The 13594-nt window shown below is 68.6% G+C and carries 13 protein-coding genes and 1 tRNA gene; 4 read left to right on the top strand and 10 right to left on the bottom strand.

Annotated features, from left to right (window positions below; genetic code table 11):
* Positions 1–45 precede the first annotated feature (45 nt).
* Positions 46–121: transfer RNA gene (locus ASC92_RS16425), tRNA-Gly, on the top strand.
* Between the two features lie 52 nt (positions 122–173).
* Here ASC92_RS16425 and fahA read toward each other — a convergent pair.
* From fahA to ASC92_RS16460, 7 genes are read right to left on the bottom strand one after another with little or no spacing between them, the layout of a single operon-like run.
* A complete protein-coding gene (gene fahA / locus ASC92_RS16430) occupies positions 174–1496 on the bottom strand; it encodes a fumarylacetoacetase (RefSeq protein ID WP_056517653.1) in 1323 nt (440 codons plus the stop codon).
* Positions 1497–1506: 10 nt separating this feature from the next.
* On the bottom strand, positions 1507–2313 hold the full coding sequence (locus ASC92_RS16435; protein WP_056517654.1) for a cyclase family protein: 807 nt from the start codon (positions 2311–2313) through the stop codon (positions 1507–1509).
* Between the two features lie 54 nt (positions 2314–2367).
* Positions 2368–3153, bottom strand: coding sequence for an ABC transporter permease (locus tag ASC92_RS16440; protein ID WP_056517656.1), 786 nt, complete (start codon positions 3151–3153; stop codon positions 2368–2370).
* Complete coding sequence (locus tag ASC92_RS16445) at positions 3150–3920, bottom strand: ABC transporter permease (protein WP_056517663.1); 771 nt, start codon at positions 3918–3920, stop codon at positions 3150–3152. The genes ASC92_RS16440 and ASC92_RS16445 overlap by 4 nt, the downstream gene beginning before the upstream one ends.
* Positions 3913–4770, bottom strand: coding sequence for an ABC transporter ATP-binding protein (locus ASC92_RS16450; protein ID WP_056517666.1), 858 nt, complete (start codon positions 4768–4770; stop codon positions 3913–3915). Before ASC92_RS16450 ends, ASC92_RS16445 begins: the two co-directional genes overlap by 8 nt.
* Complete coding sequence (locus ASC92_RS16455; RefSeq protein WP_056517669.1) at positions 4767–5711, bottom strand: ABC transporter substrate-binding protein; 945 nt, start codon at positions 5709–5711, stop codon at positions 4767–4769. Before ASC92_RS16455 ends, ASC92_RS16450 begins: the two co-directional genes overlap by 4 nt.
* Positions 5708–6460 carry a TetR/AcrR family transcriptional regulator gene (locus tag ASC92_RS16460; protein WP_056517674.1) on the bottom strand — a complete coding sequence of 251 codons (753 nt, stop codon included), beginning with the start codon at positions 6458–6460 and terminating at the stop codon, positions 5708–5710. The genes ASC92_RS16455 and ASC92_RS16460 overlap by 4 nt, the downstream gene beginning before the upstream one ends.
* A gap of 100 nt (positions 6461–6560) precedes the next feature.
* Between ASC92_RS16460 and ASC92_RS16465 the strand changes: the two genes are divergently transcribed.
* The gene (locus ASC92_RS16465; RefSeq protein WP_056517676.1) at positions 6561–8555 is read left to right on the top strand and encodes an acetoacetate--CoA ligase; all 1995 of its coding nucleotides are present in this window, start codon (positions 6561–6563) and stop codon (positions 8553–8555) included.
* A 32-nt stretch (positions 8556–8587) separates the two neighbouring features.
* Here ASC92_RS16465 and ASC92_RS16470 read toward each other — a convergent pair whose 3' ends face one another.
* Both ASC92_RS16470 and ASC92_RS16475 read right to left on the bottom strand, forming a co-directional pair.
* Entirely contained in the window at positions 8588–10510 is a 1923-nt protein-coding gene (locus ASC92_RS16470) for an adenylate/guanylate cyclase domain-containing protein (protein ID WP_056517679.1), read from the bottom strand.
* A 185-nt stretch (positions 10511–10695) separates the two neighbouring features.
* Positions 10696–11412, bottom strand: a complete 717-nt coding sequence (locus ASC92_RS16475; RefSeq protein WP_056517682.1) for a 2OG-Fe(II) oxygenase — start codon at positions 11410–11412, stop codon at positions 10696–10698.
* A gap of 120 nt (positions 11413–11532) precedes the next feature.
* Between ASC92_RS16475 and ASC92_RS16480 the strand changes: the two genes are divergently transcribed.
* Positions 11533–11880, top strand: a complete 348-nt coding sequence (locus tag ASC92_RS16480) for a hypothetical protein (protein WP_235505842.1) — start codon at positions 11533–11535, stop codon at positions 11878–11880.
* A complete protein-coding gene (locus tag ASC92_RS16485; RefSeq protein WP_056517685.1) occupies positions 11877–12674 on the top strand; it encodes a zeta toxin family protein in 798 nt (265 codons plus the stop codon). Before ASC92_RS16480 ends, ASC92_RS16485 begins: the two co-directional genes overlap by 4 nt.
* Here ASC92_RS16485 and ASC92_RS16490 read toward each other — a convergent pair.
* Positions 12619–13539: a LysR substrate-binding domain-containing protein gene (locus tag ASC92_RS16490; protein ID WP_056517688.1), complete on the bottom strand. Its 921-nt coding sequence runs from the start codon at positions 13537–13539 to the stop codon at positions 12619–12621. The two genes, ASC92_RS16485 and ASC92_RS16490, sit on opposite strands and share 56 nt — an antisense overlap.
* Positions 13540–13594: the final 55 nt, after the last annotated feature.

Here is a 13594-nt window from a genome sequence, read left to right on the forward strand (position 1 = left end):
TTCGGGAAAACCGGTCTTGATTCACCCTATAATCGAGGGCTCCACGCGGGAGTAGCTCAGTTGGTAGAGCGCAACCTTGCCAAGGTTGAGGTCGAGAGTTCGAGACTCTTCTCCCGCTCCAAATTAAAGAAATGGCCACCTCATCGGGTGGCCTTTTTCTTTGGTGCTCCTGTTCAGCCCCTGGCTGGCAGCACCGTTCCGCGGCTCTCCCCGAACCCGATGCGCGCATGCCCCGGCTTCTCGCACCAGCCGCGCAGCAGCACCGCATCGCCGTCTTCAAGAAAACCACGTTGCTCGCCATTGGCCAGCGTCACCGGGCTTTGCGCCGCGCGCGTCAGCTCGATGATCGCGCCGGCCTCGCCCGCGCCGGGCCCCGAGATCGTGCCGCTGCCGAACAGGTCGCCGGGGTTCAGGCTGCAGCCGCCCATCGTGTGGTGCGCCACCATCTGCGCGACGCTCCAATACTGGTGCCTGAAGCTCGTGGACGACAGGCGCGACGGCCCGGCCTTGTCCTTGCGCGCCTTCTCGCTTTCGAGCCAGACCTCCAGGCGGATGTCGAGCGCGCCGCTCTCGCGGTTCGCCGCACTTTCCAGATACGCGAGCGGCTGGGGCTCGTGGGCCGCCCGCGTCCAGGCCTGGCGGTAGGGCGCGAGCGCTTCCATCGTCACGATCCACGGCGAGATCGTGGTCGCGAAGTTCTTCGCCAGGAACGGCCCGAGCGGCGCCATCTCCCAGAACTGGATGTCGCGCGCCGACCAGTCGTTCAGCAGGCAGATGCCGAAGATGTGTTCTTCCGCGCGTTCGAGCGAAATGGGTTCGCCCTGCGGATTGCCGGTGCCGATCCACACGCCGAGCTCCAGCTCGTAGTCGAGGCGCGCGCAGGCCTGGTACGTGGGTGCCTTCGCACCCGGCGCCATCGCCTGCCCCATCGGCCGGTGAAAGCGCTGGCCGCTCACGCCGATGGTCGACACGCGCCCGTGGTACGCGGTCGGAATCCAGCGGAAGTTGGGCGTCACGTCGCCGTCGGGGTTCATCAGGCGGCTGATGTTCAGCGCATGGTCGATCGATGTGTAGAAGTCGGTGTAGTCGCCGATGCGTGCGGGCACCCTGTATTCGGACTCGGCCTGCGGCACCAGGCATTCGCGCACGGCCTGCACCGTGGCCACGGGCGCGTCGTTCTTCAGCAGGTCGAACAGCGCGTGGCGCAGCGCCTTCCATGCGGCGTGGCCGAGCGCGAAGAAGTCGTTCAATGCCGGCAACGCGGCGGCGCGCGCCGCGTCGAGCGGGAGGCCGTCGAGCTGCTGGCGCGTGACCAGCGCAGCGAGGTCGAGCACTTCGCCGCCGATGGCGACACCGCCGCGAAAGGGCTCGGCGCTGCCCGCGCGGCGGAACACCGCGTGCGGCAGGTTCTGGATCGGGAAGTCGCTGCCCGCCGCATTGGCCGATTCGACCCAGCTGCGCGCGTCGGCGTCATGCGTGTGGTTGAGCACGTTCATGAACCGGTCCTCACACCGACGCCATCAACGCATCGTCGAAGATCGCCACCGCGCGCGTCCATCCCGCCGAAGCGCCGCGGATCTTGTGCGGAAAGCAGCTGATGAAGAAGCCCGTCGGTGGCAGCACCTCGAGGTTGTGCAGCTTCTCGATGTGGCAGTAGCCGATGTCGCGGCCGGCCTTGTGGCCTTCCCAGATCAGCGAGGCGTCTTGCGTCTGCCCGTACTTCTTCGCGGTGTGCACGAAGGGCGCGTCCCAGCTCCATGCGTCGGTGCCCGTGAGGCGCACGCCGCGCTCCAGCAGGTACATCGTCGCCTCGTAGCCCATGCCCGCGCCGGCCGACACGTAGTCGGGGCTGCCGTAGCGCGACCCGGCGCGCGTGTTGACCACCACGATCTCCAGCGGGCTCAGCACGTGGCCGATGCGCTTGAGCTCAGCCTCGACGTCATCGGCCGTGACCACGTAGCCATCGGCGAAGTGCCGGAAGTCGAGCTTCACGCCCGGCTGGAAGCACCATTCGAGCGGCACGTCGTGGATGGCGATGGCGGGCTTCTTCTCGCCCAGCGCCTTGTCCATGGTCGAGTGGAAGTGATAGGGCGCATCGAGGTGCGTGCCGTTGTGCGTCGACAGCTGCACCAGCTCCACGGCCCAGCCTTCGCCGTCGGGCAGGTCTTCCTTTTTCAAGCCGGGAAAGAAGGGCTCGATCTGCTCGTAGGTCTGCTCGTGCGTGAAGTACTGGATCTTCGGCGCGAAGGCCGGTGGGTCGGAGAGCACATCGTTCTCGAGAAAGATCGAGAGGTCGACGAATTTGCGTGGCATGAAAGAGGCTCCTTGTGGGGTGTTCGTGTTTGGGGAGAGAAGCGATCGGGGGTGTCAGGGGCGCTGCCAGCGCAGCAGCCGTTGCTCGGCAAGGGCCAGCAGCGCGTTGCTCACGAAGCCGATCAGCCCGAGCAGCACGATGCCGGCGAACAGGTCGCTCGCGCGGAAGGCGCGCGCAGCCAGCAGGATGGCCTGGCCCAGGCCGCTTTGCGAGGCGATCATTTCGCCCACCACCGCGACGATCAGCGCAATGGTCAGCGCGAGCCGCATGCCGGCCAGGATGTCGGGCATCGCATTGGGCAGGCCCATCTTCCAGATGTACGCCGCGCGCGACATCTGCAGGCAGCGCGCAACTTCCGCGAGGCGCGGCTCCACGGCCGCGAAGCCGTGCACCGTGGCCAGCAGCACCGGCCACATCGCGCCGAAGGCGACCACGAAGAGCACCATGCCGGGGTTCAGCCCGAAGATCGAAATGGCCAGCGGCAGCAGCGCCGAGGCGGGCAGGGGGCGGATGAATTCGAGCGTCGGCTGCACCCACGCGCGCACCGAGGGCGACACGCCGATGGCCGCGCCCAGCAGCACGCCGAAGAGCGACGCGAGAAGCCAGCCTTCGACCATGCGGCCCAGCGTGGCTCGCGTGAACGCGATCAGTTCGCCGTTGCCGCTGTCGCCGGAAAGATTGAGCCCTTCGAGCAGGCTCGCGAACGTGGCTTGCGGCGTCGGCAGGAACACGCGGCTGACCCAGCCCGCGTTGCTCGCGATCCACCACAGCGCGATGAGCGCGAGAAGCACGCCCAGCGAGCCGAGCCAGTTGAGTCCGCTGCGGTCGTTGCGGTTCATGGCTGCACCCCCATGCGCCGCGCCACCACGCGCTGCAACAGCAGCATGCCCGCGTTGACCGCGAAGCCCACCACGCCGATCCAGCCCAGCCACGCGAGCATCAGCGCGGGGTCGAAGCTCTGCTGCGCGATCATCATCGCGTAGCCCATGCCGTTCGGGTTGGCCGCGATTTCCACCGTCACGGCCACCACCAGCGCGACCGCCACGCCCAGCCGCAGCGCGACGAACAGGCGCGGCACGATGGCCGGCAGCACGATCTTGCAAGCCCGCTCGCGCGCAGAGAGGCCCAGCACGCGGCTCACTTCGAGCAGCCGGGGCTCGACCTGCTGCACCGCCGACTGCACCAGCACCAGCAGCGGCCAGAAGGTGGCGAAGGCGACGATGGCCAGCTCCATGCGCACACCGAAACCGAAGCCCAGCATCGCGAGCGGAATCAGCGCGACCGAAGGCACGGGGCGCAGCACTTCGATGGAGACCGATCCGAGCTGCGCCGCACGGCGCGAAAGCCCGAGCACCAGCCCCAATGCGATGCCGAGCACCGCGCCCAGCAGCAGGCCGAGTGCAGCGGTGCCGAGCGTGAAGCCGGTGGCTTGCCAGAGCGAGCCGTCCATGGCCGCACCGGCAAACGCCTTGACGGCAGCGCTCGGTGGCGCGAGCGCATCGCTGCCCAGTGCGGCCGCGCGCCGCGCGTACCACTCGAAGGAGCCGACCAGCACCACAGGAAACACCCACGGCCGCAGCCAGCGAAAGAGCGGGTTCTCAGTCATGGCCCTGCTCGATGAAGGCGAACAGTTCACGCCGCAACTGCAGGTATTCCGGATGCTCCTTGGTCGTGAGCTGGTCGCGCGGGCGCGGAATCTTCACATCGATCATTCGCGCGAGGCTCGGCCGTCCCGGCCCGGGGTTGGCCTGCAGCGCGATCACGCGATCGCCGAGATAGATGGCCTCCTCGAGGTCGTGCGTGACAAACAGCACCGTGAGCCCGTCGTCGCGCACCAGCCGCGCGAGCTCGTCCTGCAGGCTCTGGCGCGTGAGGGCGTCGAGCGCGCCGAAGGGCTCGTCCATCATCATCAGCTCGGGCTTCTGCGCGAGGCAGCGTGCAATCTGCGCGCGCTGCTGCATGCCGCCCGAGAGCTGCACCGGAAACTTGTGCGCGTGCTTCGCGAGGCCGACCTTGGCAAGCACATCGGCGATGCGCGACGCGCGTTCGCCGGCAGGCACGCCGGCCGCTTCGAGCGCGAGGCTCACGTTGCCTTCCACCGTGCGCCAGGGCAGCAGCGCACGGCCGTAGTCCTGGAACACGAACGCGACTTCGCGCGAAGGCTCGGTCATCTTCACGCCGTTGCGCCGCACCTCGCCCGCGCTCGCGGTGACGAGCCCGCTGGCCGCGCGCAGCAACGTGGTCTTGCCGCAGCCGCTGGGGCCGACGATGCAGACGAACTCGCCGCGCGCCACGTCGAACGAAGTGGGTGACAGGATCTCGCGTCCGCCGAGGCGGATGGTCACGCCGTCGAAGCGCAGGAACGGCGTGGCGTGCTTCGCAGGGCCGGCCTGCGAAGGGAAGGCGCCGGCCGGCAACGCCGCGCGCGCGGTGACGGGAGCAGGGGCTGCGATCACTTGGCCACCAGCTTCGCCACGTCGATGTTCGACTTGAGCATCTCCTGCTCCTTCATCAGCCCGGTCCAGTAGGCGAGCTGCCTTTCCGTCACCACGGGGCCGGGCGGCGAGATCTGCACCTTGGCCAGCACCTCGGGCGGCAGCTTGATGTACTTGCCGATGGCCGCGCGCACCTTGGAGTCGTTCTTCGGCTGCTGCATGAACGCACCCGACTCGACCAGCGCTTCGCGAAACGCGCGCGCCGCCGCCGGGTTCTTCGCCACCCATTCGCGTTTGGCCGCATGCACGATGGTCTGGTTGTTCTCGGGCAGGAAGGTCGAGTAATACGAGGCCACGTAGCCCGCGCCGCTCTCGGTGATGCGGCTCATGAACGGGTCGGCCGACACGACGGCATCGACCGAGCCACCGCGCAGCAGGTCGGCATGCTGCGGGAATGCGGCCTCGACGAAGTTGACCTTGCGGTAGTCCACGCCGCTGTCCTTCAGCCACGCGCGGAAGGTCACGTGCAGGAAGGCGCCGAGGCCCGGCACGCCGATCTTCTTGCCCACGCAGTCCTGCGGGCCCTTGATGCCCGAGCCCGCGCGCGCCACCAGGCCGAAGCCGGTGATCGTCTTCGACGTGAGCCCGCCGCCGGCCACCAGCACGAGGTCGAGCCCGCCATCGACCGCCTGCAGGAACACCGAGGGCGTGGGCCCGCCGATCTGCAGCGAGTCGGACTGCAGCGCCGCAGGGATGGTCGAGTTGAGCGGAATGAACTTGAGCTCGACGTCGAGGTTGCGCTTCTTGAAGTAGCCCTCCTCGGCCGCCACGAACACCGAGGCGAAGTCGGTCACGGCCGTGTAGCCGAACACGATCTTCGTGCTCGACTGTGCGCGCGAAGGCAGCGCCGCGGCGGCCGATGCCGCGGCAAGCGCCGACAGCAGGGTGCGTCGTTTCATCATGTCTTTTGTCTCCTGGGGATGGTTCTCGTGCGTGGGGTCTTGGGTGCCTTGGGCCTGGGCAGCGCGGCGCGCAGGCCGCCGACGATGAAGCTCACCAGCATCGGCGCCACGGCCGGGTCGGCGCGCGTGTTCTCGCCGCGCGAGAGCCGCTCGATGCGGCTGTCGTTCAGGTGATGCAGCAGCGAACCCAGCGCAAACTGGTAGCCCCACGCGGCCTGGCTGCGCGTGGCGTGCGGCAGTGCGAGGTGCAGCGCATCGATGTAGGCCTCGGCCAGCGGATCGAAGTAGCTGCGCAGCACGCGGTCGGCTTCCTCCGTGGCGTGGTACAGCTCGCGCGCCACCAGCAGCGCGTAGTACTCGCCCTCGGCGCTCGCGCGCAGTGCCAGCACGGGCGCGGTGAAGGCTTCGATGATGCGCGGCAGCGTGCGCGTGTCGTCGGGGTCGACGTTCACCGCGGCAAGCCCCGCTAGCCGCGCTTCGATGGAGTGGCCCCAGTGCTCGAAGATCGCGTGGAACAGCTCGTGCTTCTGGCCGTAGTAGTAGCCCACCAGCGCCAGCGGCACGCCGGCCTCCTCCGCGATCTGGCGGATCGTCACCACGTGGTAGCCGTGCTGCGCAAAGAGCTTTTCGGCCGCCAGCAGGATCGCCTGCTTGCGGTCGGGCCGCGCAGTCTCGGTGGCGACTGTGGCGGAGGCGGGTGCCGCGGCGCGCGAGACGCTGCGCCGGGCAGTGGGTGTGTGGGTGCTCATCGGAGCGTATTGAACGCTTGTACAAAAACATTGAACACGCGTACAAACCCTGAGGTCAACCCCCATTGAGCACGCTCGTTCGCGGCGCTACGCTCGTGCCATGCCCGCCCCCAACATCCCCCAGATCCGCCTCTACCAAGACTGGCTGCGCGAGACGCGCGGCCTCGCATTCGACGGCTACGACGCCCTGTGGCGCTGGTCCGTCACAGAGCTCGACGCCTTCTGGCAGAGCATCTGGGACTACGCCCGCATCGAGTCGCCCACGCCGCACACGGCCGTGCTCGCCGAGCCGCGCATGCCGGGGGCGCGCTGGTTTCCCGGCGCGCAGGTCAACTACGCTCGCGAAGTGCTGCGCCATGTCGACGCGGCCCATGCCACCGGCATGCCGGCCATCGTGAGCGACAACGAACTCGGCCAGGTGCGTGAGATGTCGTGGCTCGAGATGCGCCGTCAGGTCGCGTCGGTCGCGCTCATGCTCAAGTCGCTCGGCGTCCAGCGCGGCGACCGCGTCGCGGCCTACATGCCCAACGTGCCCGAGACCATGGTCGCGTTCCTCGCGTGCTCCAGCATCGGCGCGATCTGGAGCGTGTGCGCGCCCGACATGGGCACGGCCGCCGTGGCCGACCGCTTTCGCCAGATCGAACCCAAGGTGCTGATCGCCGTCGACGGCGTGCACTACGGCGGCAAGCCGCTCGACCGCAGCGCCGTGCTGCAGGAGCTGCGCGGCCAGCTGCCGAGCGTGCAGAAGCTGCTGCTCGTGAAGTCGCCGCATGGCGCCAGCGCCGTGTCGCACGACGTCGAATGGACACAGGCCATCGCGCGCAACGACGCCGAGGTCGCCGCCTTCGAGCCCGAATGGCTGCCCTTCGACCATCCGATCTGGATCGTCTATTCGAGCGGCACCACCGGCCTGCCCAAGCCCATCGTGCACGGGCAGGGCGGCATCATCCTCACCATGCACGCCTGCGGCCTGCACAACGACGTGGGCGCGAGCTACGGCGCCAACAACTTCGGCGAGCGCTACCACTGGTACAGCTCCACGGGCTGGGTCATGTGGAACTCGCAGCTCGCGGGCATGGCCTTCGGCGCCACCATCTGCATCTACGACGGCAACCCGGCGGGCAGCAAGGAGAAGCCCGACTGGGGCGTGCTGTGGCGCTTCGTTGCGAAGCACCGCGTCACTTTCTTCGGCGCGGGCGCGGCCTACTTCACCAACTGCATGAAGGCCGGCCTCGTCGCGAAGGAATGCGGCGATCTCTCGCGCGTGCGTGCGCTCGGCAGCACCGGCTCGCCGCTGCCCGAAGAGGTGCAGCGCTGGGGCTCGCAGCAGATCCTCGATGCGGGCTCGAAGGAGGTGTGGTGGTGCAACATCTCCGGCGGCACCGATTTCTGCGGCGCTTTTGTCGGCGGCAACCGCGACCTGCCCGAAGTGCCGGGCCAGATGCAGTGCCGCGAGCTGGGCCATTCGGTCGAGGCCTGGAACGAGAACGGCCAGCCCGTCATCGGCGAGGTCGGCGAGCTGGTGTGCACCAAGCCGATTCCGTCGATGCCGCTCTACTTCTGGGGCGACGAGGGCAACGCGCGCTACCTGTCGAGCTACTTCGACACCTATCCCGGCGTCTGGCGCCACGGCGACTGGATCAAGATCGGCACCGACGGTGGCTGCATCATCTACGGCCGCAGCGACGCCACCATCAACCGCCAGGGCCTGCGCATGGGCACCAGCGAGATCTACAGCGCCGTCGAGGGCCTGCCCGAGGTGCTCGACTCGATGGTGGTCGATCTCGAATACCTGGGCCGCGACAGCTACATGCCGCTGTTCGTGGTGCTGCGCCCCGGCGTGGCGCTCGACGAGGCCATGCGCGCGAAGATCAACAACGCCATCAAGACCTCGCTGTCGCCGCGCTTCGTGCCCAACGACATCTTCCAGGTGGCCGAGATCCCGCGCACGCTCTCGGGCAAGAAGCAGGAGCTGCCGATCAAGAAGCTGCTGCTGGGCCAGCCGATCGAGAAGGTGGTCAACCGCGAGGCGATGGCCAACCCCGGCAGCCTCGACTGGTTCGTGGCCTTTGCCGCGCAGCGTGCCTCCGCATGATCGGCGCGTGAGCTTCGCGCCCACGAGCAAGCTCAGGCCGTGAGCTCATAGAGCACCATGCGCGTCTGCCGGCCGCGCAGCTCCACCAATTCCTCGATGCGGCGCGCATGAAGCCGGCCGCCGAGCCCCGCGAAGGTGGCCTCGGAAATCAGCGTCTGCGTGCCGAGCAGCTTGTTGATGCCTTCGATGCGGCTCGCCACGTTGATCGCGTCGCCGAACGCGGTGTAGGACAGCCGGTCGTTCGAGCCCAGCACCCCCGCGATCACCATGCCGGTGTGGATGCCGATGCGGGTGCGGAACCTCGGCAGCCCCTGTTCATGCCACTTGCGGTTGAGTTCGTTCATCTCCACGTGCATCTCCAGCGCGGCCACGCACGCCCGGTATTCCGCGTCCTTCAGGTCGGAGGGCGCGCCCCACAGCACCATGATGCCGTCGCCGATGAACTTGTCGACCACGCCACCGTGCCGCGCGAACACGCCCGTCGCCAGATTGAAGTACTCCGTCAGCATGCCCACCAGCACGTCGGTGTCCAGCGATTCCGAGATCGAGGTGAAGCCCTCCACGTCGGTGAACATCACCGTCACGCGCCGCGACGAGCCGGAGGGCGCGAGCGCATGGCCTGCGTCGATCAGCTGGTTGATCACGTCCACCGGCACGAACTTGCTGAACGCCTTCAGGCTGCGCGCCGAGTCGTCCAGGGCCTGGTCCAGGTGCTGGATTTCGAGCACGCGGCTCGGTTCGCGCGGCAGGTTGTCGAGTTCCAGCAGGCCGATGCTGCGCGCGATGTGCGAGAGGTTCTCGACCGGCGATGTCACCAGCTTCGACAGCTTCAGCGAGATGAACAGCGCAATCGCCAGGAAGGCCAAAGCCAGCACCAGGCCCCACAGCACCGCGCGGCGCAACTCGCCCAGCAGCATGTCTTCAGGCACCCAGCTCACCAGCTGCCATCCGGTATTGGGAATGCGCGAGGCCTGCACCAGGTAGCGGCGCCCTTCATAGGCGAACGAGAACTCCGCGCCTGAGCCGCTGCCCGCGACGCCATCGGCCGCCATCTCCGCGTGCAACGCGCCGAGGACGCCGGTCGGCGGCACCAATTCGTGCAGCACGCCTGGCATGTCGCTGCGCGCGAGCACGCGGGAGTCGGCGCTCAGCAGCGCGCTGTCGCCGTAGCCGTCGCTGCTGAACTGGCGCACGAACTCGGACAGCCGACCCAGCGACACGTCCCCCGCCACCACGAGCAACTGCACGCTGCTGTCCGCATAGCGGCGCTGGCTCGGCAGCGCGTAGGTAACGCCCAATTCCTGCGCGGCGGCGAACACATACGGCTGCGTCCAGACCGGCCCCTGTGCCTCGCGGGCCTGTACGTACCAGCCGCGCTGCGTCGGGTCGTAGCTGCTGCGGAAGGACTCGAGGCGCTGCGTGGTGTAGCGCTGCTGCACGTCGGCCTCGGCGTCCATCGGCAGCTTGTACTGCCACGTCTCGGTGGTGAACCCCGCGCCGCGCTCGATGTGGCGCATGGCCGGCACCGGGTAGCGCAGCGCCATCAGCATCTGGCCTTTCTCGTTGCTGACGTAGATGCTGTCGAGCTGGGGCGATTGCTGCAGCAGCGTCCAGAGCAACTCGGTCGTTCGTTCGGAGCGCTCGCCCGCGGGCCGCAGGCTGGGCGCAGTGCCCACCGCGTCGACGACCGACTCCGCCTTCTGCAGGAAGGCCAGCACCTTCTCTTCGGTGCGATGGTGGTTCGCCTTGTGCGCGGACACGCCGATGCGCGACACCAGCCGCTGCGACCCCCAGTAGCCCAGCGAGACCAGCAACAGCGACTGTGTCAGCGCCACGGCACTGACGATGGTGCCCACGTCCACCCTGAAGCGGCGCGAGCGCCCGGGCGGTGCGGCCGCGGATTTGATCGACGGCTTTCCCGCCGCTTCCGGATTCCCGGACGACTTCTTGTTCATACAGCTCCCTGACGACCACTCGAGCGCGCCCGCTGCATCGAGGCCGCGGGCCGGCTTCCGGCGGGCTCACGGCCCCGATCGTTGGTGTCGGGGATCCTGGTGGGCGCCGGAGGCTGGCGTGATTTTCGCTCGACTTCGGCTTTCCGAGCGGTTTTGCACGGCGCCGCAATGGTCGGGGAGCCGTCTCAGCGGGCGTCGTGGAAGATGATGCCCAGCGTATGCCGCCGCCCGGAGCGCAGGCGGCTCACGCCGTGGCGCATCGTCACGCGGTAGCTGCCGCGCGTGCCCGCCACCGGCCGCTGGTTGACCGCGAAGATCACCGCCTCGCCCTGCGCGAGCGACACCACCTCGGCGCGCGACTGCATGCGCGGGCGCTGCTCGGTCAGCACGAACTCGCCGCCGGTGAAGTCCTCGCCCGGCCGGTTCAGCAGCACGGTGAGCTGCAGCGGGAACTGCAGGTCGCCGTACAGGTCCTGGTGCAGGCAGTTGTAGTCGCCCTCGTCGTAGCGCAGCAGCAGCGGGGTCGGGCGCAGCTGGCCCGCCGCATGGCAGCGCGCGAGGTAGGCCGTGTGGTCCGGCGGGTAGTCGGCTGGCAGGCCCATCGCCGCGGCCCATGCATTGGCCAGCGGTGCGAGGCGCTCGTACAGCGCGCTGCGCCATGCCGCGAGCTTTGGCGGCAGCGGGTTGGCGAAGTACTGGTACTCGCCCTGGCCGAAGCCGTGGCGCTGCATGACGACGCGGCTGCGGAAGTGGCGGGGCTGGTCGTACATGGCCGCGAGGGCGGCGCATTCCTTCGGCGTGAAGATCGCGGCGCCGGTGGTGGCGCAGCCGCGGGTGGCGAGCTCGTCTTCGATGCGGGGCCAGTCGAGGGCGCTGACCTGGGAGGCTGGGGCTGTCGTCATGTGCGCAGTGTCTCGCCTGCGGACCTGCAGGGCTCGCCGTTTCCGGACGCGGGTATGCGGCGGTGCGGGCTTTGGCGCAGCAAGTGGCAGGCGGCTCCCGATTTGAGCGATCATCCCGCCATGGCAAGAGTAAAACCCATCGCACGCGAAGGCTCGGCGGGGCAAATGGTCCAGGGCCGATCGGTTGCGACCCTGGGGCGCGGCATGGCGCTGGTCAAGGTCGGCAAGGCGCCGCGCGCTGTGGTCCGCCCCGAGGACAACACGACGGAACTGCTGAAGAAGGCGGCCCGCGCACTCGACAAGCCCGGCATCGACAGGTCGGTCGTCTTCCGCGGACCCAACGCGGCCCGGATATTCGCCTATTCCGCCTACCCGCAGGACCCGACCCAGGTCATTCGCGAAGCAGCCGACGGCACCAAGGTCATTGGCCGCCTGGTCGACGGCAGGTTCCGCGCGAGCAAGGCGTGAGCCGCCGCCCACCGAAGCTCGGGAAGCTCCTCGAGCAGACGCGCGGCCCGCGTCCGGTGGCCTTCGTCCTGGCGGGCCACAACGGCTCCGGAAAATCCACGCTCTGGTATTCGCGCCTCGCGGCATCGCTGCAGATGCCGCTGATCAACGCCGACCGGATGATGATGTCCATCCTGCCGGACGCCGACTCCGCAACGGGGCACATCCCCGCCTGGGCCCAGCGCCTGCGCGACGACGACGAGAAATGGCAGGTCCTGTCGCAGGAAGGCGTGCGCGCTTTCAAGAGCCTGGTAATGGACCAGCGCATGCCGTTTGCGTTCGAGACCGTGTTCTCCCACTGGAAGCCGCTGCCCGGCGGCGGCCATGAATCGAAGGCGGACGACATCCGCGCGATGCAGGAGGCGGGCTATTTCGTCGTCCTGCTTTTCGTCGGCCTGGTCTCGGTGGACATGTCCATCTTCCGCGTGAGCACCCGCAAGCAGCAGGGCGGCCACGACGTGGACCGCAGGAAGCTGGTCGAGCGCTTTCCCCGCACGCAGGCAGCGGTCGGCCATGCGGCGCAGATCGCGAACATGACGCTGATGTTCGACAACAGCCGTTCCGGGAAGAGCGCTTTCGCACTGGTGCGGGCACAGGCGAAGAAGTCGGTCCTGTTCGATGCGCGCGATCCCAAGTTCGACATGGACCCTGAACTGCGGGCCGTCTGCGATCCGTGGCTCGAGAAGGTCGCCGGCCCCTTCAAGCCGTCCCGCGCCCGGGCTCCTGCCGTGCCTGCGCCAGCAGCCAGTCGCTGAAGAATTTCAGCAGCGGGCGCTGGTCTGCGCGCTCCGGCGTCACGAGGTAGTAGTTGCGCTCGCCCGACAGCGGCCGTGCGCAGGCCACCACCAGTTCGCCGCGCGCCAGTTCGTCGGCCACCAGCATCGTCGGCATCAGCGCTACGCCGAGCCCGTGCGACGCGGCCGCGGCCAATATCGAGAACAGTTCGTAGCGCGGCCCGCCGCGCGCATTGGGCGCGTCGATCTGCTGCGCATCGAACCACTGGCGCCAGCCGTCGGGCCGGGTGCTCTGCTGCAGCAGCGGCATCTTCGCGATGGCTGCCGGTGCCACGGCCTTGCCGCGCGGCAGCAGCGAGGGGCTGCACACCGGCACCACGTCTTCATGCATCAGCAGCAGCGCGTGCGTGCCCGCCCAGTTCTCGACCTGCGCAGGCGTGCCGGCATACAGCGCCGCATCGAACTCCGCATCGGCGAACAGGAACGGGCGGGTGCGCGTCTCGATGTGCACCACCACGTCGGGCTGCAGCGCGGCGAAGCCCTTCAGCCGCGGCATCAGCCAGCGGGTGGCGAAAGTGGGCACGGCCGCCAGCGACAGCGAGCCGCCTTCGCCCTGGTGCGCCATCGCGTCGAGCGTGTCGCGCTCCATCGCCTCGAGCCGCTTGGTGATCTGCCGCGCATAGGCCGCGCCGCTCGCCGTGAGCGCCACGCCGTGCCGCGTGCGGCGGAACAGCGCCACGCCCAGGAAGGCCTCGAGCGTGCCGATCTGGCGCGACACCGCGCTCTGGGTGAGGGCCAGTTCCTGCGCGGCGCGCGTGTAGCTCTCGTGGCGCGCGGCGGCGTCGAAGCACACGAGGGTTTGCAGGGGTGGGATCTTGCGGCGCATGTATGCCGGGAGTGTATGACTGGAATAAGGCCCTCTTCAATGAAGGTGCCTCGCC

Source organism: Variovorax sp. Root411, from assembly GCF_001425205.1.
Taxonomy (GTDB): domain Bacteria; phylum Pseudomonadota; class Gammaproteobacteria; order Burkholderiales; family Burkholderiaceae_C; genus Variovorax.

What these genes read in the sequence shown, in the direction of transcription:
- ASC92_RS16465 (WP_056517676.1), top strand. Translation starts at nt 6,561, where the DNA reads ATGCCCGCCCCCAACATCCCCCAGATCCGCCTCTACCAAGACTGGCTG.
- ASC92_RS16470 (WP_056517679.1), bottom strand. Translation starts at nt 10,510, where the DNA reads ATGAACAAGAAGTCGTCCGGGAATCCGGAAGCGGCGGGAAAGCCGTCG.
- ASC92_RS16475 (WP_056517682.1), bottom strand. Translation starts at nt 11,412, where the DNA reads ATGACGACAGCCCCAGCCTCCCAGGTCAGCGCCCTCGACTGGCCCCGC.
- ASC92_RS16490 (WP_056517688.1), bottom strand. Translation starts at nt 13,539, where the DNA reads ATGCGCCGCAAGATCCCACCCCTGCAAACCCTCGTGTGCTTCGACGCC.
- ASC92_RS16455 (WP_056517669.1), bottom strand. Translation starts at nt 5,711, where the DNA reads ATGATGAAACGACGCACCCTGCTGTCGGCGCTTGCCGCGGCATCGGCC.
- ASC92_RS16440 (WP_056517656.1), bottom strand. Translation starts at nt 3,153, where the DNA reads ATGAACCGCAACGACCGCAGCGGACTCAACTGGCTCGGCTCGCTGGGC.
- ASC92_RS16460 (WP_056517674.1), bottom strand. Translation starts at nt 6,460, where the DNA reads ATGAGCACCCACACACCCACTGCCCGGCGCAGCGTCTCGCGCGCCGCG.
- ASC92_RS16480 (WP_235505842.1), top strand. Translation starts at nt 11,533, where the DNA reads ATGGCAAGAGTAAAACCCATCGCACGCGAAGGCTCGGCGGGGCAAATG.
- ASC92_RS16445 (WP_056517663.1), bottom strand. Translation starts at nt 3,920, where the DNA reads ATGACTGAGAACCCGCTCTTTCGCTGGCTGCGGCCGTGGGTGTTTCCT.
- fahA (WP_056517653.1), bottom strand. Translation starts at nt 1,496, where the DNA reads ATGAACGTGCTCAACCACACGCATGACGCCGACGCGCGCAGCTGGGTC.
- ASC92_RS16435 (WP_056517654.1), bottom strand. Translation starts at nt 2,313, where the DNA reads ATGCCACGCAAATTCGTCGACCTCTCGATCTTTCTCGAGAACGATGTG.